This window comes from Desulfobotulus sp., assembly GCF_034006065.1.
GTDB lineage: Bacteria > Desulfobacterota > Desulfobacteria > Desulfobacterales > ASO4-4 > Desulfobotulus.
The window spans coordinates 19905-45204 of record NZ_JAVETM010000010.1 but is presented as its reverse complement, the minus strand read 5'-3'; the positions used below and the strand labels follow the sequence as shown (position 1 = coordinate 45204).

The 25300-nt window shown below is 55.4% G+C and carries 19 protein-coding genes; 17 read left to right on the top strand and 2 right to left on the bottom strand.

Translation table 11 applies throughout. The features are described 5' to 3' along the window. Positions 1-78: 78 nt before the first annotated feature. From RBR60_RS05905 to RBR60_RS05855, 11 genes are all read left to right on the top strand, one after another. Positions 79-966, top strand: a complete 888-nt coding sequence (locus tag RBR60_RS05905) for a hypothetical protein (RefSeq protein WP_320354959.1) — start codon at positions 79-81, stop codon at positions 964-966. Between the two features lie 14 nt (positions 967-980). After that, positions 981-2993 (top strand): ATP-binding protein, encoded by a 2013-nt coding sequence (locus RBR60_RS05900; protein ID WP_320354958.1) that lies wholly within the window; start codon positions 981-983, stop codon positions 2991-2993. Positions 2994-3207: 214 nt separating this feature from the next. Further along, positions 3208-4131, top strand: coding sequence for an FAD:protein FMN transferase (locus RBR60_RS05895; RefSeq protein WP_320354957.1), 924 nt, complete (start codon positions 3208-3210; stop codon positions 4129-4131). A gap of 96 nt (positions 4132-4227) precedes the next feature. Continuing rightward, positions 4228-5046 carry a crotonase/enoyl-CoA hydratase family protein gene (locus RBR60_RS05890; RefSeq protein WP_320354956.1) on the top strand — a complete coding sequence of 273 codons (819 nt, stop codon included), beginning with the start codon at positions 4228-4230 and terminating at the stop codon, positions 5044-5046. A 170-nt stretch (positions 5047-5216) separates the two neighbouring features. Then, complete coding sequence (gene rimO / locus RBR60_RS05885) at positions 5217-6560, top strand: 30S ribosomal protein S12 methylthiotransferase RimO (RefSeq protein ID WP_320354955.1); 1344 nt, start codon at positions 5217-5219, stop codon at positions 6558-6560. Further along, the gene (locus tag RBR60_RS05880; RefSeq protein WP_320354954.1) at positions 6548-7525 is read left to right on the top strand and encodes a polyprenyl synthetase family protein; all 978 of its coding nucleotides are present in this window, start codon (positions 6548-6550) and stop codon (positions 7523-7525) included. The genes rimO and RBR60_RS05880 overlap by 13 nt, the downstream gene beginning before the upstream one ends. A 46-nt stretch (positions 7526-7571) precedes the next feature. Further along, the gene (locus RBR60_RS05875; RefSeq protein WP_320354953.1) at positions 7572-8759 is read left to right on the top strand and encodes a hypothetical protein; all 1188 of its coding nucleotides are present in this window, start codon (positions 7572-7574) and stop codon (positions 8757-8759) included. Between the two features lie 69 nt (positions 8760-8828). Next, a complete protein-coding gene (locus tag RBR60_RS05870; RefSeq protein ID WP_320354952.1) occupies positions 8829-9827 on the top strand; it encodes a FeoA domain-containing protein in 999 nt (332 codons plus the stop codon). Between the two features lie 148 nt (positions 9828-9975). Beyond that, complete coding sequence (locus RBR60_RS05865; protein ID WP_320354951.1) at positions 9976-10440, top strand: SH3 domain-containing protein; 465 nt, start codon at positions 9976-9978, stop codon at positions 10438-10440. Positions 10441-10472: 32 nt separating this feature from the next. Next, complete coding sequence (locus RBR60_RS05860; RefSeq protein WP_320354950.1) at positions 10473-11504, top strand: adenosine kinase; 1032 nt, start codon at positions 10473-10475, stop codon at positions 11502-11504. Between the two features lie 15 nt (positions 11505-11519). Beyond that, complete coding sequence (locus RBR60_RS05855; protein WP_320354949.1) at positions 11520-12191, top strand: tetratricopeptide repeat protein; 672 nt, start codon at positions 11520-11522, stop codon at positions 12189-12191. Between the two features lie 514 nt (positions 12192-12705). Here RBR60_RS05855 and RBR60_RS05850 read toward each other — a convergent pair. Next, on the bottom strand, positions 12706-14112 hold the full coding sequence (locus RBR60_RS05850; protein ID WP_320354948.1) for a sigma-54 dependent transcriptional regulator: 1407 nt from the start codon (positions 14110-14112) through the stop codon (positions 12706-12708). Beyond that, positions 14087-15592: an ATP-binding protein gene (locus tag RBR60_RS05845; protein WP_320354947.1), complete on the bottom strand. Its 1506-nt coding sequence runs from the start codon at positions 15590-15592 to the stop codon at positions 14087-14089. Before RBR60_RS05845 ends, RBR60_RS05850 begins: the two co-directional genes overlap by 26 nt. A 616-nt stretch (positions 15593-16208) precedes the next feature. On the opposite strand from RBR60_RS05845, the gene pilM reads away from it, so the two are divergent. From pilM to RBR60_RS05815, 6 genes are all read left to right on the top strand, one after another. Further along, on the top strand, positions 16209-17264 hold the full coding sequence (pilM, locus tag RBR60_RS05840) for a type IV pilus assembly protein PilM (protein WP_320354946.1): 1056 nt from the start codon (positions 16209-16211) through the stop codon (positions 17262-17264). Further along, entirely contained in the window at positions 17261-17809 is a 549-nt protein-coding gene (locus tag RBR60_RS05835; RefSeq protein ID WP_320354945.1) for a PilN domain-containing protein, read from the top strand. The genes pilM and RBR60_RS05835 overlap by 4 nt, the downstream gene beginning before the upstream one ends. A 125-nt stretch (positions 17810-17934) precedes the next feature. Next, positions 17935-18609, top strand: a complete 675-nt coding sequence (locus tag RBR60_RS05830) for a type 4a pilus biogenesis protein PilO (RefSeq protein WP_320354944.1) — start codon at positions 17935-17937, stop codon at positions 18607-18609. Between the two features lie 131 nt (positions 18610-18740). Beyond that, positions 18741-19499, top strand: a complete 759-nt coding sequence (locus tag RBR60_RS05825) for a pilus assembly protein PilP (protein ID WP_320354943.1) — start codon at positions 18741-18743, stop codon at positions 19497-19499. 21 nt (positions 19500-19520) lie between these two features. Then, positions 19521-22193 carry a type IV pilus secretin PilQ gene (gene pilQ / locus RBR60_RS05820; protein WP_320354942.1) on the top strand — a complete coding sequence of 891 codons (2673 nt, stop codon included), beginning with the start codon at positions 19521-19523 and terminating at the stop codon, positions 22191-22193. Positions 22194-22273: 80 nt separating this feature from the next. Beyond that, a complete protein-coding gene (locus RBR60_RS05815; protein WP_320354941.1) occupies positions 22274-25294 on the top strand; it encodes an Ig-like domain-containing protein in 3021 nt (1006 codons plus the stop codon). The last annotated feature ends 6 nt before the right edge of the window (positions 25295-25300 follow it).

Genomic DNA, 25300 nt, shown 5'->3' with positions numbered 1-25300 from the left:
CATAGCGGAAGCAGACCTGCATTGCCAGGCTGCAAAGGCGATGAGGAAAAACTTTTCTTTTCCCTGAAGGAGGGACGAATGCGGATATTCCGGTTGCATGGGGCCTCGTTTCTTTTTTTGTGTCTGTTCTGGGCGAGCCTGGTTCATGGGGAGACCCCGCCCTCCCTTTTGCGGGTGCAGGCTGCGGGAGTGCCGGAGGCTCTGGATTCTTCTTTTCTGAAATCCATGGCTTTGGAAGTGGTAAGCAAGGATCTGAATTTCCCAGGAGATGGGGCCGGAACCTTTGAAGGCGTTCTGCTTGCCCGTCTGATGGGTGAGGAAGAAAGCATCACCTTGCTGAGCGATGATCAGTATCTTGTGCACCTGGACGCTGATTTTGTGAAGAAAATGGGGGCCATGCTGGTTTGGTCCCAAAATGGTCTTCCCATTCCAAGGCACAGGGGGGGGCCGCAGAAGCTTGTTTTTGCAGCCTATGAAGGGCTGCATCCTTCCCTCAATGCCTGGTACGTGACGGCCTTTGTAACGGGAAACAGCGCTGATGGCAGAGCGCTTCGGCTTGTTCAGGGAGAAAAGGTCCTTCTTGTGGCGGGCAAAGAAGCGCTGGGGCCACAGGGACGTATCCGTGAAATGCAGCCTTCCGTTCCCAAGGGATATCGCCAGATTGCGGCCTTTCCCGGCAGGCAGCCTGTGGCGGGCTTTGTTCTGGAGGATCTTTTAAAGAGCCGGGATCTGAGCTGGGAAACTTTAGTGCTGAAGTCCCTTGCTGGCAGGGATCTCCGGCTGAAACGCAGTGAAGTGGAGGGCAGGGACCTTTTTCTGATTTCCTACAAAAACCAAAGTCCGCTTTCCCTCCCCTGCGGCGGCCCCTGGGCGCTCTGGGTTCCGGTTCTGAAGTACCCGGATCTCGGGGAAAAGCTTCCCAATCCGGATGGTCTCTTTTTTGTGTATGAGATCCTTGTGGAATGAAAGGGACCAGGAACATGCCCTCAAAACCCCGTTTACAGACCCGGATGGTGCTTCTGGTCTCCCTGGTGGTCTTTGTGCAGGTGGGGGTTTTATCGCTTTTCATCTCCCACAGGGTGGGGCAGGCCCTGAAGGAATCCGCCTATGGAAAAATCCATGCCACCATCAATGAAACCTCACGCCGTGGGGGGCAGCTTCTGTACCATGCCAACTGGGCCAACCTTGCGGTGAATCTTTCCCATGATTTTCTCAATGATCCGGACATTCTTTATTTTCTTGTGACTGACCCCAGCGGCAGAGTGCTCATTGCCCAGGACGACCACCTGCTGGATACCTCGGATGCCGGGGTGGTGTCACCGGATCCGGCCCTTTTCAGGTTGGTGGATCGCCGCGACCTGCCCCTTTTTCCCTATGGCAGATCCCTCGTCTTTCAAATCCGCCATACGCGGCTGGAGGCCCCTGTCCGTTACATGGGTGTGGAAAGGGGAGAAGCGGGGGAGCCTGTTCTGGATGCCCTCTGTCCTGTCCTGTATGGGGATACGCTCATGGGGTACCTTCGTATGGGGTTTTCTTCCCGCAAGTTGCATGAACAGATTCTTGAGCAACGCCTTCTCGCTGGCATTGGCGGCCTTGCTCTGCTTGTGACCCTGGTGGGCGGGGTGGTGCTGGTTTTGCACCGTCATTTAAAGCCCCTGTCTCAGTTCACCGAAGGCCTGGCCCTTCTGGAAGAAGCGGAAACGCCCCTGGCTCTGCGGCAGAAACTGGAAACCTTCCGTCCGGAAAACATCCATGTGAGTACCCGCGAAATGGAGGCCCTGCAGGAGGTTTTCAGCCGCATGCAGCGCCAGGTGGTGGATAGCTTTATTCAGTTGGAGCATCTTACGGAAAAAAACCAGATTCTCGCCGGTGAGGCGGAGGCGGCCAGTGCGACCAAAGGGCAGTTCATCGCGAATATGAGCCATGAAATCCGCACGCCCATGAACGGGGTGATCGGCATGGCGGAACTTCTGATGGAAACGGATCTGAGTCCGGTCCAGCGCAATTATGTGGAGATGATCCGGTCTTCCGGAGAAGGGCTTCTCAGCACCATCAGCGATGTCCTGGATTTTTCAAAACTGGATGCCGGGCATGGGACCCTCTGCCTGGAATCTTTGCATCTGAGGGAGCTTCTGGAAGAAAGCCTTGACGTGGTGACCATTGCTGCGGCAAGCCGCAACATCGGGCTTTTGGGCTGGATGGAGGAAAAAATTCCCCAGAACCTGGTGGGGGATCCCGTTCGCTTAAGGCAGATCCTTGTGAACCTTGCGGGGAATGCCGTTAAGTTCACGGAAGAGGGGGAGGTTCTCGTAAAGATCTTTTGTGTGCGTGAAACGAAAAAGGACCTTGTGTTGCGTTTTGAGGTTTCAGACACGGGAATCGGCATTCCCGAAGGATATGCAGACAAAATTTTTCAGCCCTTCTCCCAGGGGGACAGCTCCATGAGTCGACGTTATGGGGGAACGGGGCTTGGCCTTGTGATCTCTCAGAAGCTTGTGCGGCTCATGGGTGGGGATATGGGTTTTTTCTCCAACGATTCCGGAGGAACCACCTTCTGGTTTACCGCTGTGCTGGGCCGTCTGGAGGAAGGAAAAAGGGCGGATCCGTTGCTGGAAGGCCACAGGGTTCTCCTGCTCGTCTCCCATCCTTTTCTTGTGCGGGTTCTGACCTCCTATCTGCGGGACTGGGGTGCGGAGGTGGAGGTTCTGGGCCAGGCCGGGGAAGCTCCGGCTTTCTGCCAGGGCCAAAAGCCCTTTTCCCTGATCCTTGTGGATGATGAGGTGGCGGGATTTTCTTTGCTGGGAAAGGGATTTTTCACGGGCGGCCAGGGCCATGGGGTGCGGGGGCTTTTATCTGCGGGGCTTTTCCGCAGTGGATGCAGTTTTGTGGGTAAGGATTATGATTTCTGTCTGCCCAAGCCCATCAAGTATGGCAAGCTGCGCCAGGCCATGGTGGAGGCTTTTTCGGGCAAAAAAGGCTGGCCTCTGGCCTGAGGTGATTTGAGGTGTATGGGTGGAAAGGCTTAAAAATCAAGGTTTTTTCCTGCATGGGAATGGAGCAGGGCCGGTGGAATCAATGCCGAGGAGAGGGAGGTCAGGGCAGATGCGTGGGGGGAAACGGTGGGGGTGGTTTTGTTTTTTTCTGGTGTTCTTTGGATTTTACGGATGCGGTCGCAGTGCCGCCATGGTGGATTTTGAAGGAAAAACCATGGGCACGACCTGGCATATCCGCTGTGCGCTTCCCCCATCGGTGAAGCCTGAAACGGTTCAGAAGCTTGTGGAAGAAAGGCTTTTTGAGATCAATGGGTCCATGTCCGCCTTTATGCCGACGAGCACCCTTTCCCGTTTCAATGACATGAAAGCCGGTGAAACCCTGGCGCTGGACGCCCTTTTTTTTCGGGTTCTGAAGGTTTCATCGGAAATGCACCGCATTACCGGAGGGGCCTTTGATCCTACGGTGATGCCCCTTGTGAATCTCTGGGGCTTTGGACCTGGGGGGTATGCCGGTGGGGTTCCGGAAAAGGAAGCCTTGGAGGATGCCAGAAGGCGGGTGGGCTTTGACAAGCTTATTATGGATGAAGAGGGCCGCCTGGGGAAAAAGGAAGACGGCGTGCGCCTGGATTTTGGAGCCATTGCCAAGGGATATGGGGTGGATGTGGTGGCCGAGGCCCTGGAAGAACTGGGGCTTGTCCATTATCTGGTGGAAATCGGGGGCGAGGTGCGGGTGTCTGGGTGCAGGCCCGATGGGCAGCCCTGGCGGGTGGGGATCAGCCGTCCTGAAGCGGGGGCTGGGCCTTCGGACATCTGGATGCGCCTTGAGATGTGCAAAGGCGCCCTTGCCACCAGTGGGGATTACAGGAACTTTTTTGAATCAGGCGGCAGACGTTTTTCCCATGTGATGGACCCTGTGACCGGAATGCCTGTGGACAGGGGCATCATCAGCGCCTCTGTGCGCCATGCGGACTGCATGGTGGCGGATGCCCTGGCCACGGCCATTATGGTGATGGGTATGGAAGCTGGGCAGGAGATGATTCTCGGCCTGGACGGGGTGGAGGCGCTTATTATCCGGGAAGGGGAAGAAAAGGGCGTGGAAAGCTGGGTGAGTCCCGGTTTTCTGGAAAAAGCGCCTTGACGCAGCCCCCGAATGGGATAGTAGTAAGGGGCTTGAGGTATGCGGGAGTACCTGCATTTTGATCCATACGATGACGAAGAATCCAAAGGAGACGGGATGGCGGAGAGCAGTTATTATCTGGTGGAGAAAAAGGGGGCCGTGGCCTGGGTCTATCTGAACCGTCCGGAAAAGAAGAATGCCATGCATCTTCCGGCCTGGGAGGATGCACCGGCCATTTATGCGGAGCTGGATGCAGATCCGGAAGTCCGGGTGATTGTGGTGGCGGCCAAGGGACCTGCCTTTTGCGCGGGGATTGACCTCATGGGAATGGTGGGGGCTATGCCCGAACTCATGGAAGAGCAGAAGGGCGGGGTGAAGTGGCGCTTTATTCCCAAGATCAAGATGCTCCAGGAAACCATGACCTGCATTGAACGTTGCCGCAAACCTGTGATTGCTGCGGTGCATGGCTTCTGTATTGGTGCGGGTCTTGACATGATCAGCGCCTGCGACATCCGGCTTTGCACCGAAGATGCCACCTTCTGCCTCAAGGAGGCGGCTGTGGGTTTTGTGGCGGATGTGGGTTCCTTGCAGCGTGTGCCTCGCATTGTGGGCGAAGGGGTTGCCCGGGAATTGGCCTTTACGGCCAAGACCATTGACGCAAAAAGGGCCTTGGCCGTAAGGCTTGTCAATGAGGTGTATCCGGATCAGGAAAGTCTCATGGTCGCAGCCGAGGCCATGGCCCTGGAAATCGCGGGTAACTCGCCGTTGGCCGTGCAGGCATCCAAGGATGTCTTGAATTTCGGAAGGGGCCGCACCGTGGGTGATGGCCTGGATTATGTGGCGTCCATCAGCGCCAATATCGTGCCCTCCGATGACCTCATGGAGGCTTTCACCGCCTTTGCGGAGCGCAGGGCACCGAAATTTACCGGGAAATAGATCCGGGTCGATGAAAAAAGAGCTGCGGTGAGGCCCTGGGGTTTGGGGGGTATGCACCGCAGTTTTTTTTGTGTAAAGAAGAAGCTGGATTCGGAAAAGGGCCTTTTTTTAAAAGGGCCCCTCCTCATTTTGGTCTTCTTTAATGGAAGAAAGGTCGGGTTTTCCTGCCCATGAAATTTTATATTGAAACCCTGGGTTGCGCCCGGAATCAGGTGGACAGCGAGGTTCTGGCAGGTCACCTTCTGGCTGCGGGCCTTGACAAGGTAGACGACCCCGAAGGGGCGGACGCCATTATCGTGAATACCTGTGGTTTTATCCAGGACGCCATTGATGACTCCATTGACACCATTTTAGGCTTGGCCGCTTACCGCAGGGAAGGTGCCTGTCGCTTTCTCATTGTGGCGGGCTGCCTTCCGGAACGTTTTCAGACGGATATTGAAAGTTCCCTGCCGGAGGTGGATTTTTTTGCGGGCACGGCGGCGTATTTTTCCATCATCCATTTTCTGGAAAAAAAAGAAGCGGCTCCGGAGCCGGAATTCCGGGTCTGTTGCCCTGTTCCGGAAAGTGCGCCTTTGCATGACGCCGCCATGCCCAGGGTTCTCAGCCAGGGGCATTTTGCCTATGTGAAGATTGCGGAAGGCTGTTCCCGCCATTGCACCTACTGCATTATTCCCCGTCTGCGCGGGGTGCAGCGGAGTCGGCCGCTGAAAGACATCGTGGAAGAGGTCACCATGCTGGCGGACAGCGGGGTGCGTGAGCTGGTGCTCGTGGCCCAGGAAACCACGGATTGGGGCCGGGATCTGGGGACAGGCGAGATGCTTACGGATCTTGTGACCGCCGTATGTGATGCGGCGCCTGGGTGCTGGGTGCGCATTCTCTATGGTCATCCGGAAACCCTGAGTGATTGCCTCCTGGAGCGCATGGCGGAAAAAGAAAATCTTTGCTCCTATCTGGATCTGCCCATACAGCATGCCTCGGACGCGGTGTTGCGTCGCATGGGGCGGCCTTATACCCGGGCTTTTCTCACGGAGCTTTTTGCCCGTGTGCGTGAAAAGGTGCCGGGCATTGTGCTGCGCACTACCCTGATTACGGGTTTTCCCGGTGAGACGGAGGCGGATTTTTTAAGTCTCCTTGATTTTGTAAAAGAAATCCGTTTTGATCACCTGGGCGTTTTCACCTATTCGGATATGGACGATCTTCCCTCCCATCATCTGAAGGGCCATGTGTCCTCGGAGGTGGCTGCTGGGCGCAGGGATGCCATCATGGAGGTTCAGGCGGGCATTTCCTGGGAAAAGAACCAGGAGCAGCTGGATCGGATCTTTCCTGTGCTGATTGAGCGGGTGGAGGAAGGAGAGATGGCCCAGGGACGCACCCCCCTGCAGGCGCCGGAGGTGGATGGGATCACCTATGTGGATGGCGGCCAGCTTTCTGTGGGGGATGTGGTGCATGTGCGCATTACGGATGCCTTTGATTATGACCTTGCGGGAAATGTGGTGGACCCATGGGAGACCTGAAAGCAAAGATTGTGGCGGCGGTGGCCAAGGATCTTGAGAAAATCGAAGGGCGGCTTGAGGCAAACCTGACGCCGGAGTTGGCCTTGGTCCGGGAAATCGGCGGTCATATTCTTTTTTCCGGTGGCAAGCGACTGCGCCCCCTTTTGTGTGTACTCCTGTACCGGAGTCTGGGGGGACGGGATGCTTTTGTGTATGATGTGGCCGGAATTTTTGAGTTTCTGCATGCGGCAACCCTGATCCATGATGATGTGGTGGACGAGGCCCTGCGACGCAGGGGGAAGGCCGCAGCCCACACCCTTTTTGGTGCGGCGGAAGCTGTTCTGACAGGTGATTTTCTTCTTGCAAGATCCTTGAACCTTGCAGCCCGGACAAAAAATCCCGAAATCATTGCCACCATTGCCCGTATTACCGAAGACATGGCCCAGGGAGAGATTGAGCAGCTTCGGAACAAGGGAAATCTCGGAATTTCCGAAGCTTCCTATGATCGGGTGATCGAACGCAAGACTGCGGTCCTGATTGCGGGTGCTTGCAAAACCGGCGCACTGTTGGCCGGTGCGGGAGAAGGAGCGGTGGAAGCTGCGACCCGTTATGGCCGTGAGCTGGGTATGGCTTTTCAGATGGCAGACGATCTTCTCGATTATACGGAAGATGAAAAAACCCTGGGCAAGAAACCAGGGGCGGATTTGCGGGAAGGCAAGGCCACCTTGCCCCTTATTCATACCCTTGCATCCGGAGATGCCCCTTTATGCGCGTTTCTGAAGCGCATTGCAGGAACGGATTTCACGGAGGCGGACTTTCTGCGCGCCAGGGAAGGGGTGATCGGAGCAGGCGGGCTGGACTGGACCCTGAAACGGGCAAAGCGCCATGTGCAGGAAGCCTGCCTGGCCCTGGACAATCTCCCTGGGGGGGAGGAGAGGGAAATCCTGGCTCTCCTTGCGGAGTACGCCCTTGGCCGCAGGCATTGAAAAAGGTTTTACTGCGTACATAACACCAAGATTCGCGGAGCGGAACATGCTGAAAAAATGTGGGGGATATCTCATCCTGCTGGTGCTGGTTTCCGGGTTTTCGTGGGCCTGGGCCCAGGGGCAGGGCGCGCGGTCTTTTCTCGTGATGGGCGCGGTGAGCGGTCAGGGTCAGGGGGCTGTGGATGCCCGGAACCGGGCGGAACAGGCGGCCCTCAGGCAGGCGGTGGAACGTTTTATCCTGGAAAGTCTTCCTGAGACCGGCATGCAGTCTTCCTTGGGTGCGCTGGCTCCTCTGCTGAAGGAGGATCCGGCGGCCTATGTGCGGGATTTTCGTATCCTGGCGACGGTGCAGGAAGGGCCAGGTTATCGTGTGGTGGCCAGGGTTTCTCTGGACCTGGAGCGTCTCACACAGCGCATGAAGGATCTGGGGCTGGGCCTTTCCCGGATGCCGGGAATTCTTTTTATGGTTTCCGAGCAGGGCCTCGGGGATGCGGAACCGAAGAGATGGTGGGAGCCCAACGCAGGGATTTCAGGCACCGGTGGCCGATGCATGGAGGGCCTTGTGGCTGTGCTGGAGCCTGCGGGGTTTTCCATGGTTCTGCCGGATGGCCGCTCCCTTTTGGGCGGAGAGAGGACAGTGGCCGGAGTTCTGGATATGCGGGAAGCCCAGCGTATGGGGGCTTTGTTCGGAGCTCCCGTGGTCCTGGTCGGTCGTGCGCGGGTGGCGCCTGGCGGGAATGTGATGGGAGAACGGCTGCAGTCCTTTCGCGCGGAAATTTCCCTCATCGCCCTGAATACGGAAAAAGGTGATGTGCTTGCTGAGGTGGAGGATGCCCTGGTGGTGGTGAACGAGCATGCGGCAGCCGGTGAAAGGGACGCTTTGTATCAGCTGGGTTCAAAGGCCGGAAGCCGTATGGCCCAGGAGCTGCGGTCGGCCTGGCTGCGCAGGGCCGCCCGGGATGCTGCGGTTTCTGAAATCCGCATGGATATCCGGGGCGATCAGTACCTGTCCCGTTTTGTGCATTTCCGTAAGGTGCTGGGAGAAATTGAAGGGGTTGTCTCCATTGAGCGCAGGGAAATTTCAGCTCAGGGCATGGATATCCGGGTGCGCTACCAGGGGCGTACGTCTGATCTGGCCTCAGCCCTTCTGAGTCAGAGCTATGAGCGGTTTGGCATCCGCATTTCCGATGTGGAGGAAGGGCGGATGCAGGTGACCCTGATCTCCTCTCCCTAGGATGTCTGGAAATGGATTGGAGAGGGAGCAGATGCAGGGATCTCGGAGCGGGTGGAGACCATAGGGGCCATGAAGCATATCCATGATCAGGAAAAGCGGCAGCTTGAAAAGCTTTTTCTTCAAGAAGGCATTGATGACATTGAAGGTCGGCTTTTTGTCATGGACGCTTTTCTGGATACGGAAAGTCATCCGACCTTTGAAGAGCTGAGCGCAAAGGTCAGATCCTTAAGGCCGGATCTGAACAGTCTTTTTGTGGCAGAAACCCTTGATCTCATGCATCGCTTCGGGTTTGCCCGCAAGCTGCACCTGGAAGGGGAGCCTCCGCGTTTTGAGCATCACCATATCGGACAGCACCATGACCACCTGATCTGCAACCGTTGTGGCAAGATCATCGAATTTGAGGATGCTGACCTTGAGGCCCTGCAGGAGCGCATTGCCACCCGGCATGGTTTTATCCTGCTGCAGCATCGCATGGAACTTTATGGCTTGTGCGAGTCCTGCAATCTGGAGCGGACAGGCACAATGACCCTGGCCCAGGCCAGGGTAGGGGAAAGGCTTTTCATTGACGCCTTTCTCGGCGGAAGCCTGAGCCGCATGCGTTTGCTGAGCATGGGCCTGCGGGTGGGGGATCCCATAGAAGTGATCAGCGGTCAGGGACGGGGGCATGTGGTGGTGGCTGTGGAAGGCCGACGCTATTCCCTGGGCCTTGGGATTACGGAAAAAATTCTTGTGCGCAGAAAAAGGCCGGATATGAGTTGCCCTGTTCCAGGATTGATCACCCGGAACCATTGTCCCCACAGATTCGGGGAAGAAGAGGCAGAGGGCCGTCAGGTTTTTCTTTCCGCCATGAAGGAGGGGGAAAGGGGACGGATTGTCAAGGTGGGAGGCTGCAGCATGGTGAGGCGGCGCATGCTGGAAATGGGCATGACGCCGGGAAGTCTCGTGCTGGTGGAAAAATACCTGCCGCTGCGCAATCCCGTGGAAGTTCAGGTGCGGGGTGTGCCTGTGTCCCTTCGCGTCAGTGAGGCGCGCCATATCCTGATGGAAAGGGAGGACGATGGGGCTTGAAAAGGCCTGGATGGGAAAGGCGGCTGCGGGAGCCATGCCCTTGCGGGCATGGGTATTTATGGAGGTTGGACAGAAGGCCTGTGATTTCTCTGGAAAATGGTACGGGTACAGGCCTTGCAAACGGAAAAGGACATATAAGGAGGCGATTTTGACACAAGAAGCAAGAAGGCGGACAACAACCGGCTTGCGATTTGTGGGTCTTGTGGCGGCTTTCTTCTGGCTGGCTCCCCTGTTGCATGCCGCAGAACGTATGACTGTGGAAAGATCCATTATCAATGTGCGTTCCGGTCCGGGCACAGAACACAGCACGCTTTGGCAGGCGGAGGCCAACTACCCTGTGGAAGTATTGGAAAGACGAAACAACTGGGTTCGATTCCGGGATTTTGAGGGGTATGAGGGCTGGGTTGCGGAAAATCTTCTGGGCCGGACCCCGGCTGTTGTGGTGAAAAGTGCAAGGGCCAATGTGCGTTCCGGTCCTGGTACCGGGCATCCCATTGTTTTCACTGTTGAAAAGGGTGTGCCATTCCGGGTGCTGGGACGTCAGGGCCAGTGGATACGGATCCGCCATGCGGATGGCGATGAAGGCTGGGTTCATGAAAATCTTGTGTGGTGAAACCTGAGGGATTGGATGAAAATGGAGGATGCATGGATGTGAGAGGCCGGATAAGGGCCAGGGGAAGAAACATTCTGGGTGTGGGATCCGCCCTTACCGATATTCTGGTGCAGACCTCCGATGCGGTGCTGCGTGATATCAGTGAGGTCAAGGGGGGCATGACACTGGTGGATTCCGCTTTTCTGGACCATTGTATGGGGCGGATTCCTGAGAAGCCTGAAATTGTGTCCGGTGGGGCTGCCTGCAACACCATGCAGGGACTTGCCCGACTGGGGGGGCAGGCGGTTTTTCTGGGTAAGAGGGGAGAGGATGCCACGGGGGAGGCCTTTGAGGCGGCCCTGCGCGCTTCGGGGGTTGTCCCTTTACTCAGCACATCCCGGACGCCTTCGGGCAGGGTGCTTTCCCTTATCACGCCGGACGCCCAGCGTTCCATGTTCACCTTCCTTGGAGCGTCGTCTGAACTTGTTCCGGAAAATCTTTCCGATGAGGCCTTTGCGCAAGCCTCCATTGTCTTTATGGAAGGGTATCTTTTTTTCAATCCGGAACTGGCCTGTGCTGTGCTGGAAAAGGCCCGCAGTGCTGGCGCGGTCATCGCCATGGATCTTGCAAGCTTTACGGTGGTGGAGGCTGCGGGTGCGCTTTTACGGGCCAAGGTGAAAAGTCATGTGGATATCCTCATTGCCAACGAGGACGAAGCCCTTGCATACACAGGGTTTTCTGATCCGGAAAAGGCTTTGGCCGCCATGGCTGCGGAGGCTTCGCTCGTGGTGCTCAAGCTGGGGGGGGAAGGCAGCCGTATCCGGTTGGGAGAAAAGACCTGGATCGTCCCCGCCTTCCCTGGAAAGGGAATTGTGGATACCACGGGGGCTGGAGATTTGTGGGCTGCGGGTTTCCTTTATGGCCTGGCCGAGGGCGCGGAGATCTCCCTTTGCGGGGCTCTGGCATCGGCCTGCGGGTATGAGGTCTGTTGTGTGGTGGGAGCGCAGATTCCCGAAGAAGGATGGGATCGGATCCGTTCCCGTTTTTTATCTCCGGACGGGGCCTTGGCCCCTCCTGTTGCCTGAGGAGAACCTAATCTTATGGAAGAAAAGAAAAGTAAAAGCACAACACCGGAAATTCCCTTTGACCTGGTACAGGATGATCCCATGTCCCGTTTTTTCACGAGGGTCTGGGATTTTTGCTATACCCATGTGAAAGAAGTGCTTTTTGCCGGGGTGGCGGTGGTACTGGTGGTGGGAGGGACAGGGGCCTATTTCAGCTGGAAAAAGGGAGCGGAGCAGGAAGCTGCCACGCGCCTTGGCCTTGTACTTCAGGCTTCAGAGATGGAGAATAACCGTGTTTCTCCAAAACTTATGGAAGAAATACGGGATCTTGCCCTCACCCGTCCCGGAACCGTTGCAGGCCGTATGGCCCGCGTGCAGGAAGCCCGCATGCTTTTGGAAAATGGGGATGCACAAGGGGCGCTCAAAGCCTATGATGCGGCTCTGGCAGTGTTGGGCAAGGACAGATTCTGGGCCAATCTGATTGTTTGGGAAAGGGCTCATGTATACATGGCCCTGGGAAATGCGGAGGCGGCCCTGGCCGACTTCAGTCGGGCGGCCTCGCAGAAGGGTTTTCTTGAGGAGTCCGCCTTGTTCCATATGGCCCGCCTTCAGGCGGGGCTGGGCGAGTTGGAAAAGGGACGGGCAACCTTTGGCCGTCTGCTGGACCAGTATCCGGATTCTCCTTATAAAGAGACGGGATCTTTATAAAACGAGCAGCATATTCGGTCAAATCCCAGTCTGGTTATGTTCCGGGTTGGGTTTTGACCCTCCGGGGTTTACGCCCAAGACCTTGGGCCCGTATCCTTAAAAAAAACGGCTGATTCAGTGGAGTCGGGAGGCGGGTCAGGGGTGTGCCTGGGGGATGAGGGTGTGTTTGGCGGGGTATGGAGATTTTTTTGCACAATAAGAAAGCGGACCGGGGTCAGTCGGTCCGCTTTTCTTTGGAGAATGCGCGCTGTTTGTTCTTTTCAAAAGCAATAGCTGTGCCAATGCGTCTAAAAGAATTTTATAAAAAAAATTATTCTTTATAATCAATATGTTGTGTTTTTGGATTGGGTTTGGGGGCATAGCCGTGGACCTGGCAGAGGGGGCCATGGTGAGAGGAGGGGTTCATAAAAATGAACCCAATCCCAGGAGATGTGGCAGTGTTTTTGTTTTAACTATCCGATTTTTATACTTTTTGTTCGCGGTTTATTTTTATGAACCTTTTCAGAGTCTGGGTTCAAAAATCCGCATCCTGTCCCGGAGGCTGGCTGAGATTACCCAGAGAGATGCCGTATTTTCTGATTTTCTGGTGCAGACCGCTTTTGGTGATCCCCAGACGGGCTGCGGCATGGGCCTGGACATGGTCGCAGGCTTTCAGCGCCCGTTCAATGAGGATTTTTTCCACATGGGCGAGAGTTTCGCCAAGGGAGGTATCGGGCAGCTCCAGAGGAATGGAGTGGCCCTGCCCTGCTTCCAGCATCTCTCTTGGAAGATTTTCAGGCTCAATCTGGGGGCCGGAAGCCAGAAGAACGGCCCTTTCCATGACGTTTTCCAGCTGACGCACATTGCCGGGCCAGCCATATTCAAGAAGTGCCTGGCGGCAGGCAGGGGCGATGCCGGAGAGGGAGGAGCCATCCGGTCTCTGGGCGGCGTATTTCTGGAGAAAATGCTGGGCGAGCAGGAGAATGTCATTTTCCCGTTCCCGCAGAGGCGGGATTTTAAGATGAATGACATTGAGCCTGTAATAGAGATCTTCCCTGAATCTCCCCGCCGGAACCTCGTCTTTCAGGGTTTTATTGGTGGCGGCCATGAGGCGGAAGTCTACGGCAATGGTCCGGGTTCCGCCCACCCGTTCAATCACCCTTTCCTGAAGAACACGGAGAAGCTTCACCTGCATGGAGGGGCTGATCTCCCCGATTTCATCCAGAAAAAGGGTGCCGCCATCGGCCAGCTCAAAGCGGCCTTTTTTGCTTGTCACAGCGCCGGTAAAGGCGCCCTTTTCATGTCCGAACAATTCGGACTCAAGAAGGTTTTCCGCAAGGGCTGCGCAGTTGACGGCAATGAAGGCCTTGTCCTTTCTGGGGCTGTTGAAATGCAGAGCTCTGGCCACAAGCTCCTTTCCTGTTCCGGATTCTCCCTCAATGAGTACGGAGGCCGTGGAAGGGGCAACCTTGGCAATGGTGGCGTAGATTTCCTGCATGGCCTGGCTTTTACCGATGAGACTTGAAAAGGAGAAACGTTCGGCCACCATGGCCCGCAGTCTGCGGTTTTCCCGGACCACGCGGTAAAGGTCCAGGGCCTTGGCCACGTGCTGGATGAGGCTTTCGTTTTCAAAGGGCTTGAGAATATAGGTGTAGGCCCCCTGCTGCATGGCTTCCACGGCTTTTTCCACGGTGCCGTGGGCTGTCATCATAATAACGGGAAGGTCGGGTTTACTGGTTTTGATGGCTTTGAGCAGGGCAATGCCATCCATGCCGGGCATGCGCATGTCTGTGAGTACAAGATCCACATCCGCGTCCTGGAGAAGTTGCAAGGCCTCTTCACCGGAATGGCTGCTGAGGGTTTCGTACCCTTCTTCTTCCAGCACAGCGCTGAGAATGCGGGGATAATTCTTTTCATCATCCACAATGAGTATGGTTTCCATGGCAGGACTCCTCTCCGGTGACAGAGGTGGGGGCGGTGGAGGGCAGGGAGACTTTTACCCGCAGTCCCCCTTCCTGTCGATTGGAAATTTCCATCTTCCCCCCATGGGCGGCAAGAATTTTTTCCACGATGCCAAGTCCGAGGCCTGTGCCTTTGTCCTTGGTGGTGAAAAAAGGCTCCCGGATTCTGGCGAGAACCTCTTCGGAGATTCCCTTGCCACTGTCTTCGAAAAACACATGGGTCCACTCCGTTGCATTGTGAATGGAAACACGGATTTTTCCGCCCTGGGGCATGGCCTGCATGGCGTTGAGGATGAGGTTCAGGAAGGCCTGGTAAAGCATATCCGGGTCTGCGCAAATCTCATCCACCCTGGGCGCGCAGTAAATCTGGAGATCATAGCCGCCTTTTTCCAGCTCCGGGGCAAGGAATATCTGGTTTTTCTGGAGAATGTCCCGCAGGTGGCAGAGCCTGGGATTCATGGATCTGGGGCGGGCATAGGTGAGAAAATCTGTGATGATGGCGTTCATTCGGCCTGCTTCTTCAATGATCACATCAGCAATGGGATTTCCCGGTTCAAAGCGGTCAATCTTTTTTTTGAGCAGTTCAGCGGAACTGCGGATAATGCCCAAGGGATTACGGATTTCATGGGAAATGCTGGCGGTCATTTCGCCGATGGCTGAAAGATGGCGATTCTGGTTCACCTCTTCCTTGAGCCTGAGCTGTTCCTGATTTCTCTCCTCTATCATGGCTTCTCCCCGTTTTACAATGGTCCTGAGGATGAGAAAGAGTACCCCCATCACAAGGCTGCTGGTGAGGATGACGAGAATCTGGAGGCGGAAGATCTTCCTGTAGTCTTCGGATACGTTCTGAACGATTTCCACTACGCCGATGATGGGACCTGTAAGGGAGGCGGCGGACCCTTCCATGCGCAGGGGGGCAAAGGTGGTGATGCGGGTAACCCTTGGAAAGCGGAAGAGAATTTCCCAGAGATTGCCGATCTGAACAAAGGAGGTTGTGGATTCACCGGCCATGGCCCTCTGGTAACCGGTGCCGCCCAGATTTTTTTCTCCGATGATCTCTGAGTTGAAACTGTAGGAAATCACATTGTCGAGGTCATAGATATTGACCATGTCCGGCCGAAAGCTGTGGAGGGTGTTGCGTACCACAGCGTCCATACGTTGGAATTGCTGGGGATCTTTGAGCTGGATCTGACCATACTGGAGATAGACGGGAATGAGAAACTGCATGAAAATCTGGTGATTGAGGTTTTCCACCAGAAGTTGTCCGTATTCCTCGCTTTTCTGGATGAGGAGATTCCGGACCAGATGGGTATGCAGGGTGGAAAGGATGATGGCGCCAATGAACATGAGAATGAGGCTGCTGAGGGTAAAATATTTCACCAGGGTGAAGGATTGCCGCGCGGAGATGTCCGGACCCTTTTCAGGGGGGCTGGGCGCGGAAATAAGCTTGAAGTCGCTCATGGGGTGCTGCGTTTCCTGTGAAGGGGTGAGGGGCTGGGCAGAGGCATCTTTGCCGGTGCCAATGTAGAGGATTTGTGTGGGAAGCTCAAGGGCAGGGGCTGACATTTTTTTGTAAAAATTGTCAAAAAATGTCAAGTCTTGGGGTTTGCGCCCTTGGAAAGGGGAGCAGGGGCGCCTTTCTGGGCATGGCCTGGTATTTGCTTTTCCAGATGTCCCCGTAAGGCTTTCGCTCAAAAACCGGCTGGATGCCTATCCAGGCGGTCGGATAAAGAAAAGGCTGTCCGGCTTCAGGGGACCCATGGCAGGCATTCCCAATGCCGGGCACAGGGGAGCTTCCCATGTGCCTTTTCAGGCGCTATGTGTTTTTTTTGTACCCGTATCAGGAACGAGAGCCTTTGCATCCGTGAAGCTCTTTCCAAAGATGTTGACTTGAACAGTGTTTTGTCGGAAGATTGCCCCTAATTCATGGTCTATATCCATTAAAAAGCGGTCCTGTGAAGGGAGCGCAGAATCCGGGAAATCCTTCACACGAGCCCAGCAAGGGGATCGGGTCTTCTGGAACGGCTCGGGGAGAAAAGGGGGTTTTCCGTTTACTCACCAGGTAAGAAAGGCTGCCATGCTGTTTGGAAAAACAACTCATCTTGTGGGGCTGGACATTGGTTCTGCCATGGTCAAGGCAGCAGAGGTTGTGACGTCAAAAAAGGGAAAAACCCTGAAATCATTCGGGGCTATGCCCTTGAATCCCGGAGCCATCGAAGACGGCGTTATCCGGGATCCGGAGCATGTGGCCACTGTGATCCGGGAGCTTTTTTCGAAATATCATATCCGGAATGAGAAGGTGGCGCTCTCCATCGGTGGACATTCGGCCATCATAAAAAAAGTCACCATGCCTGTCATGGATGAAGACAGCCTGCAAAAGAGCATCCTTGTGGAGGCGGAACAGTACATTCCCTTTGATATCAAAGATATCCGCATGGATTTTCAGGTGATTGGACCCGCTGCCCAGAACCCGAATCAGCTGAATGTCCTTCTTGTTGCCGCGAAAAAAGAGGTGGTCACCCAGTATGTGGATGTTGTGGAGCTTGCGGGCTTGACTCCCTGTGTGGTGGATGTGGAGGCCTTTGCCGTGCAGAATATCTATGAGGAAATTTATGGCCTTTCCGCAGACGAGGTTGTGCTTTTGCACGTGGGAGCGGCCAAAATGTCCTTGAACATCATCAAAAATGGTGACTCGGTCTTCATCCGGGATATGTCCCTGGGAACGCGGCAGATCAATTCGAAAATCCGAGGCCGTGCGGGATGTTCGGAAGAAGAAGCCGAGGCGCTGAAACTGGCGGGGGGCGGAGAAAAAATTTCCTCCGGTGAACTGGACGGCATTGTGGGCGAAATTGTCGGGCAATGGTGTACGGAAATCGGCAGAGCCATGGACTTTTTCTATTCCACCTATCCGGGCGATCGCGTGGAGCGCATCGTGGTGTCCGGGGGGGGTGCCCATGCGGAAACCTTTGTGGACGCCCTGGCTGTGCAGACCGGGTCTGAGGTATCCCTTTTGGATGCCTTTGCAACGGTGCATGTGGATGCGGACCGATTTGAAGGAGACTACATCCGAAAGATGGCTCCTCAGGCTGCGGTGTCCATGGGACTGGCGCTGAGAAGGGTGGAAGACAAATGATACGTATTAACCTCTTGCCTTTCCGGGCAGCCCGTAAAAAAGAGAACATCCGGCGTCAGATTTCCATTTTTATGCTCTCCCTGGTACTGGTTTTTCTGGTGATGGGAGTGGTTGCGGTCCGCCTGGAGACCCAGATCGGGGAGCAGAAGGAACTTCTTGCCCAGAGGCAGAAGGAAGCCTCCAGCCTGGAAGCCCAGGCAAGGCAGGTGGGGGTGATCCGCAAGGAGCTTGAAGTTTTAGAGCAGAAGATGAAGGTGCTGGGATCCCTTGAAGAGGGACGTCGCCTGCCGGTGGAGATCTTTGAAGCCCTTACCGAGGATGTGATTCCTCAGCGCATGTGGCTTCTGTCCTATAAGGGGGATCAGAGCCGGGTGCAGATGTCAGGGCTTGCTCTGGATGATAAAACCGTAGCGGACTTTATGACCAATCTTGAAAAAAATGGCTTTTTTTCTTCCGTGAGCCTTGAAAGCGTCCGCCAGCAGATGCAGGGAACGGTGGCGCTGCGGGCCTTTTCCCTTGTATGCCAGAGAAAAAAAGATACCTGATCTGGATTCGGGGGGATGGGCTCCGTGGCCCGGGGTGGGGCCTGTTCCATGGCTTTATACGTGAATGAAAACCCAAAAGCCCATGGAGACGGATCGGAAGGGCGCATCAACAGAAGGTAAAAACCATGACAGAAGATCGAAAAAAGGCTTTTCGCGGAGTTCTGAAGGGGCAGATGCAGACGCTTTCTGCGCAGTTGCAGCCCCTTTTTGATCAGATTAATGCCTTAACCCGGCCCCAGCGCATCCTGGCGGTTGTGCTTACCCTGGGCCTGCTGTGTGGTGGTTTTTTTTATTTTCTCTATCTTCCCAAGGTGCAGACCCTCACAAAACTGGGGGAGGATATCCGGCGGGCGGATGGGCGTATTCAGAAAGCGCGTACGGATCTGCGGCAGCTGAAACCGCTTCAGGAAAAAAAGGCGGAGATGGATCTGGCTTTCAAGGAGGCCATGCGGGCCTTGCCGGAAAGTCGCGAAATCCCCATGCTGCTTGCCAGTATTTCGGCTTCGGGCCGGGATGCTGGACTGGATTTTCTGCTGTTTAAGCCAGAAACGGAAGTCCGTCGGGAGTTTTACGCAGAAATCCCGGTTTCCGTTGAGATGGTGGGGGGCTTTCACGAAACGGTGGCCTTTCTTGATATGTTGGCCCGTATGCACCGCGTGGTGAATGTGCGGGATGTGGACATGCAGATTCAGAGAGGAAGGGATGGCGGATCAACGCTTCGGACGCGCTGCCAGATTGTGACATACCGATTTGTGGAACCGGAACCCGCCGAACCTGCAAAGGGAGGTCGCAGGAAATGATGAGAGCAAAAAAAGGGCATAAACCTGGATCTGTGGGGGGAAGTTGCCTGTGCGGGATATTGAGTCTTGTCCTCCTGGTATCGTGCGGAGATCCGCCGCCTCCGCCTGCGCCCCGGGAAAAGGCGGAAGTGGTGCGACGCACCATTATTTTTTCTGAAGACATGGCGGAAGCGGAAAAAAAACCAGCGGTGTCGGAAGGGGTAAAAGAAGGCTTGGTTTCGGACGAGAAAAACCAATCCGGCCAAAAGCCTCCAGAGGAGATGTCCAGTGTTCGGGACCAGGCGGTTTCAGTGGCTTCCCCGGAAGCGGTGGTGAGTGCAGAACCTGGACCTGCTTCGGGAGTAGGGACGGAAGCGGAAAAAAAACAGGCTGAAGAAACCAGCGTCAAAGCGAAAGTTCCGGATGCAGAAAAAAAAGAAGTCCTTAAGCAGGAGGCAGGCGGTCATGCAACGATTCATGGCCTGATCCGGGAAGAGGACATCCGGGATGAGAAGATGACGCTCTCCCTTGTGGCGGATGCCCGTGTCTACAATCCGGAGGGACGTATTGACCCTTTCAGACCCCTGATTCAGGAAAGGCCCCAGGTGAAAAGGGAGGATGATAAGCGTTTGGAGCGGCGGGTTCCGCAGACGCCTTTGGAAAAGGTGGATCTGAGCCAGCTCAGGCTTGTGGGGATTGTCCGGTCTCCCATGGGTGCCAGGGCCATGGTGGAAGAATCCAGTGGGCGGGGGTATGTGGTATCCATGGGCACCTATATGGGCCTGCACTCGGGCAAGGTCACGGCCATTGAAGGAGACCGCGTTGTGGTAACGGAAATCGTCGAGGATCTTTCCGGATCCGTCCGGGAAGAGCGGCGTGAACTGAAACTCCAGAAGCCGACCGGAGAATAGATTATGTGGGGGATTGGCAAGGTGAGCATAAAAAACAGATTGCGGATGGCAGGCGTTGTTCTCGTGGCCGGTATTCTGGTGGCCTGTACACCCCGATCGGGGGTGGAAGGGGTTTCGGAGGTGGCGCAAGCGCCACGTAACCGGATTGAGAAAATGGCGCTTGAGGTCACGGAAAGTGAAACAAGCCTGCTTGTGACTTCCGAAGGGTATCTGACCTATACGGCAGTCAAGGAAAAGGATCCTCCAGGGGTCCGGCTGTATTTTCCGGATACGGTCCTGGCTGCAGATGCCCTGCCGGAAAAAACCTATGGCGGAGCAGTCTTGTCATTTTTTGCAGAAAATATTTCCGAGGCGGAAGTCCGCCTGGGACTTGTATTGCGGGATGATATTCCCTACGAGGTGAAAAGCGAGGGGAAAAACGCCCTTCGCATTGCCTTTGATACAAAAGCCCCTGGGGTTTCTGGGGGGGGGCTGGCCAGGATTCCCGATGCCGGTGGAAGTGGAGCCCCTGTGGAAAAAGGGACGCTTTCGGAAGGGACTGAAAAGGCGGTTACCCCCCCTGGCGCGGATACGGTTCCCCGCCTTGTCGACATACGGTCAGAAAAGGAGGGCGAAGGCGTACGGGTGAATGTTCTTGCCAGCGCGCCCCTTCGGGACGTGCATGTTTTTACCGTTGAGAATCCTCCGCGCATTGTGCTGGACATCGCAGGGCTCCGTTCCCCGTTCAGGGGCGAACAACGCCTTGCCGTGGGAAGTCCCCATGTCCATGGCGTACGCCACTATGCATACCCGGATAAGGTCCGGGTGGTGCTGGATACCACAGAAGAAAGTCTCCGGGCCTATGAATCCCGCTCCGTTGCTGAAGGGTATGCGATTTTCGTGTCCGGGGCTTCGGGTGGAAAGGCTGCAGTGGCAAGTCTTGAGAAAAAAAGCGGCCCTGCGGAGGTAAAGGATCTTGGTTTTACGGCCCTTCCCGAAGGACGCTCCCAGGTCTTCATTGAAACAACACAGCCTGTGACCCATGAGATTACCATGGAAGGGGATCGGCGGTTGCGTCTTTTTCTGAAAGAAACCCACCTTCCACAGCATCATCAGCGTCCCCTGATCACCCGAGGGTTTGAAAGCGCTCTGGATCAGGTGTTGCCTTCCATGGGAGCCCATGGAGAGGCGTTGTTTGTGATGGAGCTGAGGGAGCCTGTTCCCTATGTGGTGAACCAGCAGGGGAATCGTCTGGAGCTGCGGTTTGAAGCCAGTCGTGTGGGGCCACGGCCCATAGAGGGAGAATTTATCGGCAGATCGGAAGAAAAAAAGGTGCAACCACCTTTGCCCATCGCCCGGGAGCTTCCGGCGGATCCGACGATCCAGCTGGCCCGGATGGCTGAGAAGATTCCCTCCCCTGGGCCAGAGAACAGCCCGGAGACTTCGGGTGGGGGCGCTCCTGTGAAGGCTTTTTCCGGCACTCCCATATCCATTGATTTTTATGAGACGGATATCAAGAATGTTTTCAGAATTTTGCAGCATATCAGTGGCCGGAACTTCGCCATTGACAAGGATGTCAGCGGCAAGGTGACCATGAGCCTGGAGCATCCTGTTCCCTGGGATCAGATTATGGATCTGGTTCTCCGGATGAATGGACTGGGCATGATTGAGGAAGGCAATATTATCCGCATCGCCACCATGACCACCCTGCGCAGGGAAGAAAGCCTTCGCCAGGAGGTTCTGCGGGCAAGGCAGGAAAATGAACGACGGGAAAGCGACCTTGCCCCACTGATGACAGAATACATTCTGATCAACTACTCCAACGTATCTTCGGAAATCATGCCCCATGTGCAGAATTTGCTCACGGAGCGGGGCAAGGCCAGTGCGGATGTGCGCAACAACCAGCTGATTCTGACGGATACGGCGGAAGTCATTGGAAAGGCCCGGTCCATCATTGCGAGAATCGATAAGATCACACCCCAGGTTGTGATCGAGGCGAGAATTGTGGAGGCCAGCGATGATTTTGAAAGAAATCTCGGGGCGGAGTGGCAGGGGAACACGGGGGGTGTGAACCAGAGTCCCTATGCAACGGTGCAAAAGGATGTCCTTGGCGGTCGCTATGGCTACAATGTCTCCCTGAACACCCCCACAGGGGCCGGAAATATCGGCCTGCACTTTGCCCGCATTGCCGGATCTCAGCTGGCTTTGAACGCAAGATTGAATCTCAGTGAACAGCGGGGGGAAACCAAGATTGTTTCCTCTCCCCGTATTGTCACCCTGGATAATAAAACCGCCACCATCAATCAGGGCTTTGAATACCCCTATACCACGCGGAACAAGGATGGGGATGTGATCACGGCCTTTAAGAATGTGGATCTCAAGCTGGAAGTGACGCCCCATGTGACGGCGGATAACCGGGTGGCCATGAAGGTGAGCATTGATAAAAACGATATCCATACCATGACCGTGGATGGTCCTGCGCTGCGGACCAAAAAGGTGGATACGGAATTGTTGGTCAATGACGGTGATACCATTGTCATCGGTGGCGTGGTCACCACAGACCTTGCCACATCGAATAACCGCATTCCTTTTTTCAGTCAGATCCCCCTCCTGGGCTGGCTTTTCCAGAGTCAGACCAAAAAAGAAACCAAGTCAGAGCTTCTGATTTTTCTGACTCCCAGAATTGTTCAGCTTGAAAATCCGAGGTTGGACTGATGGAGCATGTTTTTTTTGAGATGGTGAATCATCCCTGGCATAAGAGGGACAGTCTATATTCGGGAAAGGATGTCACACGCATGACGGCAAAAAGATTCAAATTTCTGGCAGTGCTTTTTCTGATGGCATTTTTGTTTCTGCCTCTGGCAGGATGCGGGGATGATGGGGGGTCAAAAACGGGGACGGACACGTCGGGCGGAGGGACGCCTGGATCGGACAGCAAGGTCGTTAGTGAAGTGACCGTCACCATGGGAGCAAGTCAGGTTGTTGCAGATGGAAGCAGCAACGTTGTGGTCCGGGCTTCCGTAAAAAATGCTGCAGGTGTTGGTTTACAAGGTGTGCGCGTGGACTTTCATACAACCCAGGGTACCTTATCTTCCGCAACAGCAACCACAGGTACGGAAGGGATCGCGACGGTACAGCTCACGTCCGGTACACGGGTGGGGACTGCGGTGATAACAGCCTCTGCGGAAGGGGTTGTCAAAACGGGTTCTGTCACACTGGTTGCAGGAACACCAGACAAGATCAGTGTGACCGCAGCTCAGACGACCATCAACGCAGGGGAAACTTCGGTATTGACCGCCCGCGTGACGGATTCCCATAATAATCCTGTACCGGGTGAGACCCTGCGCTTTTCCATTGTGACCAACCCCACAATTGGAGGGACGCTGTCTGCCGTTTCAGGGGCTACGGACGCGGATGGTGAAGTTCGCGTGACCTATACCGCAGGTCTTCAGATGGGTACAGAGGCTATCCGCTTTGAGCTGGCCAACAATGATCAGATATCACGGGACATCACCGTTAACGTCAATGCAGAGGCCCCAAGGGTGAGCTCGGTGACTCTGACGCTGGCGGAAAGCAGCATCGTTGCCGATGGGGTAAGGCAAAGGGCGGTGAGGGCTGTGGTGTTGGATACACAGAACCGTCCCATTCCTGGGCTTACGGTTCGATTCAGTACAACGCTGGGAACCCTTGTTGCCCAGGAAGATGATACGGACGCAAGCGGTGTTGCCGAGGTCATGCTGCGGGCACCGGTGAGGACGGGTATCGCCCAGGTAGAAGCCTGGGTTTCTGGTTACGCGGACGAGAAAACCGTTACCTTCATTCCCGGGCCTCCGGACAATACGCGATCACTTATTTCCGTACAGCCCGCAAGCATTCCGGCGGATGGGGTTTCGGAAGCCACGGTTACGATTGTGCTCGCGGATGCCCATGGAAATCCCATTGAAGATGGTACAAACGTAAGGCTTTATGCATCCTCAGGGACTGTCATTGAAAACAACTTAAAAGTTGCATCCGGCCGTGTTGCCTTCAAGGTCCGTTCGGCCAATACGCCGGGCGCGGCAAGCCTTTCTCTGGCAGATTATCCGGCCATTGCCTCCGCTTCCCTTGGTTTCGGAACCCTGGGATCCCAGATTCCCGCCAGCATTCGTCTGATCTCCATAAGCAATGATGAAATTGCGGTAACAGGCGTGGGGAGAACGGACAATGCCGGTGTTACTGTGCAGCTTGTGGACGAAACCGGCATCCGGGTACCGGATGTTGCTTACAACAATCTGAGGATCGCGTTCCTTGCACGTCCCAGTGGCGGGGAGATGATCAGCGGAGAAAATGCCAGTGGCACTCTGGCCAGCAGCACGGATGCCATTTCAATTATTACCAAGGACGGGTATGCGAACTTCAACCTCCGGGCGGGAACCCTGCCTGGTATTGTGGAAATACAGGTTGAGGCTGTGGATGCAGTGGGTGCCAGCCTGAACCCACGGGTGGTGACAGTGCTGCGGCAGATATCCATTGCGTCGGGTCCAGCGCATACCATTGCCTTGAGTACGGTCTCCAGGGATGCCATTGTTAACTTAAATGACGGACCTGACAATGGCTTGGAAAGCACACCGGGCTTTTACAGTCGGAAGCTGGGTCTGATTGTGACAGACCGTTATGGGAATGCGGTGCCCGATGGCACGATTGTGAATCTTGGGGTATTGGATTCGGTCATTGCATCCGGCGTTCAGGGGCGCACAAGGCAAAGTGCGAATCTGAGGGAATTTTCCCATACGGATGGTGGGGTGAATCTGGCAACGGCATCGGTCCTGCGCAATGGCATCAACCGGATGGTGGAGGCGAATGACAGGCTGGTGATCTTTAATGCCAGGGCAGAGGACAAAAGCCGCTTTGTGGCTGGCAATATCAGTTCGGGAAGCCTGGATGTCCAGAGGCTGTACGCTAATGGAGCGACAGGACTTCGTTATGCCATGGGCGCCAGTCTTTTGGGCGGTATGGTTTATGGTATTGATAAGGAAGGTGCCGCTCCTGTGGCAACCAAGGGAACGGTCAAGACCAAGCATGGCCTTGCGGAACTGCGACTGGTCTACCCTGCCAATACCAACACGATCCACCTGGGGGCCAATCCTGCAGCGGACACCCGGCATCAGCCCGTGGGATCTGCACGCTTGATTTTTGTGGCAACCAGCAGTGATGAAAGCGCCAGCCTTGTGGATGAAGGGACCCTGGTCTTTTCCTCCATCCTGCCCTGGGAGTTGCGTGTGAATCCCAAAACTATTCAAAGCAGCACGCAGATCTTGCTGGGCTTGGAAGACGGAGGCGATGATATCCCCTTACCCTTTGTCACCATTGTTCCTCAGGTGGAAATCACAAAGGGAGCGTTTGCCATTCAGGCAACGGCCTGTACAACGGGAATCAGTGGCACCTGTGTATCTACGGTGACCATAGGACCCGGTGCGCTGAAAGATGATACCGCCAACATCACATATTTCGCAGGAGATGCGGAGGTGACAGTCACCTATCGTCGTCCTGACGAGCCTTTCTGGCAGCTGACCGTAGCACCGACAAACATCGCAGGAAGCAGGGATATTGTCCTTACGCTGACGGAAGGTGGAACTCCGATTCCGGGCGTACAGATTACCTCTGATGTTGAGATGATCACAGGAGATTTCCATGTGACTGCGCCCTCTTGTGTCACAAACGCCTTGGGTTCCTGCACCTCCAGGGTTGCCATCACCGGAGCGGATCCTGCCCCAAGGGCTGCGGTTATTACGTTCACTGCGGGTAGTGCAGAGGCGGCCGTGGTCTATGAGCGTTAAGGCGCT

Excerpts from the sequence above, each read along its gene's own strand:
- RBR60_RS05905 (WP_320354959.1), top strand. The coding sequence starts at position 79 with ATGCGGATATTCCGGTTGCATGGGGCCTCGTTTCTTTTTTTGTGTCTG.
- RBR60_RS05900 (WP_320354958.1), top strand. The coding sequence starts at position 981 with ATGCCCTCAAAACCCCGTTTACAGACCCGGATGGTGCTTCTGGTCTCC.
- RBR60_RS05895 (WP_320354957.1), top strand. The coding sequence starts at position 3,208 with ATGGGCACGACCTGGCATATCCGCTGTGCGCTTCCCCCATCGGTGAAG.
- RBR60_RS05890 (WP_320354956.1), top strand. The coding sequence starts at position 4,228 with ATGGCGGAGAGCAGTTATTATCTGGTGGAGAAAAAGGGGGCCGTGGCC.
- rimO (WP_320354955.1), top strand. The coding sequence starts at position 5,217 with ATGAAATTTTATATTGAAACCCTGGGTTGCGCCCGGAATCAGGTGGAC.
- RBR60_RS05880 (WP_320354954.1), top strand. The coding sequence starts at position 6,548 with ATGGGAGACCTGAAAGCAAAGATTGTGGCGGCGGTGGCCAAGGATCTT.
- RBR60_RS05875 (WP_320354953.1), top strand. The coding sequence starts at position 7,572 with ATGCTGAAAAAATGTGGGGGATATCTCATCCTGCTGGTGCTGGTTTCC.
- RBR60_RS05870 (WP_320354952.1), top strand. The coding sequence starts at position 8,829 with ATGAAGCATATCCATGATCAGGAAAAGCGGCAGCTTGAAAAGCTTTTT.
- RBR60_RS05860 (WP_320354950.1), top strand. The coding sequence starts at position 10,473 with ATGGATGTGAGAGGCCGGATAAGGGCCAGGGGAAGAAACATTCTGGGT.
- RBR60_RS05855 (WP_320354949.1), top strand. The coding sequence starts at position 11,520 with ATGGAAGAAAAGAAAAGTAAAAGCACAACACCGGAAATTCCCTTTGAC.
- RBR60_RS05850 (WP_320354948.1), bottom strand. The coding sequence starts at position 14,112 with ATGGAAACCATACTCATTGTGGATGATGAAAAGAATTATCCCCGCATT.
- RBR60_RS05845 (WP_320354947.1), bottom strand. The coding sequence starts at position 15,592 with ATGAGCGACTTCAAGCTTATTTCCGCGCCCAGCCCCCCTGAAAAGGGT.
- pilM (WP_320354946.1), top strand. The coding sequence starts at position 16,209 with ATGCTGTTTGGAAAAACAACTCATCTTGTGGGGCTGGACATTGGTTCT.
- RBR60_RS05835 (WP_320354945.1), top strand. The coding sequence starts at position 17,261 with ATGATACGTATTAACCTCTTGCCTTTCCGGGCAGCCCGTAAAAAAGAG.
- RBR60_RS05830 (WP_320354944.1), top strand. The coding sequence starts at position 17,935 with ATGACAGAAGATCGAAAAAAGGCTTTTCGCGGAGTTCTGAAGGGGCAG.
- RBR60_RS05815 (WP_320354941.1), top strand. The coding sequence starts at position 22,274 with ATGACGGCAAAAAGATTCAAATTTCTGGCAGTGCTTTTTCTGATGGCA.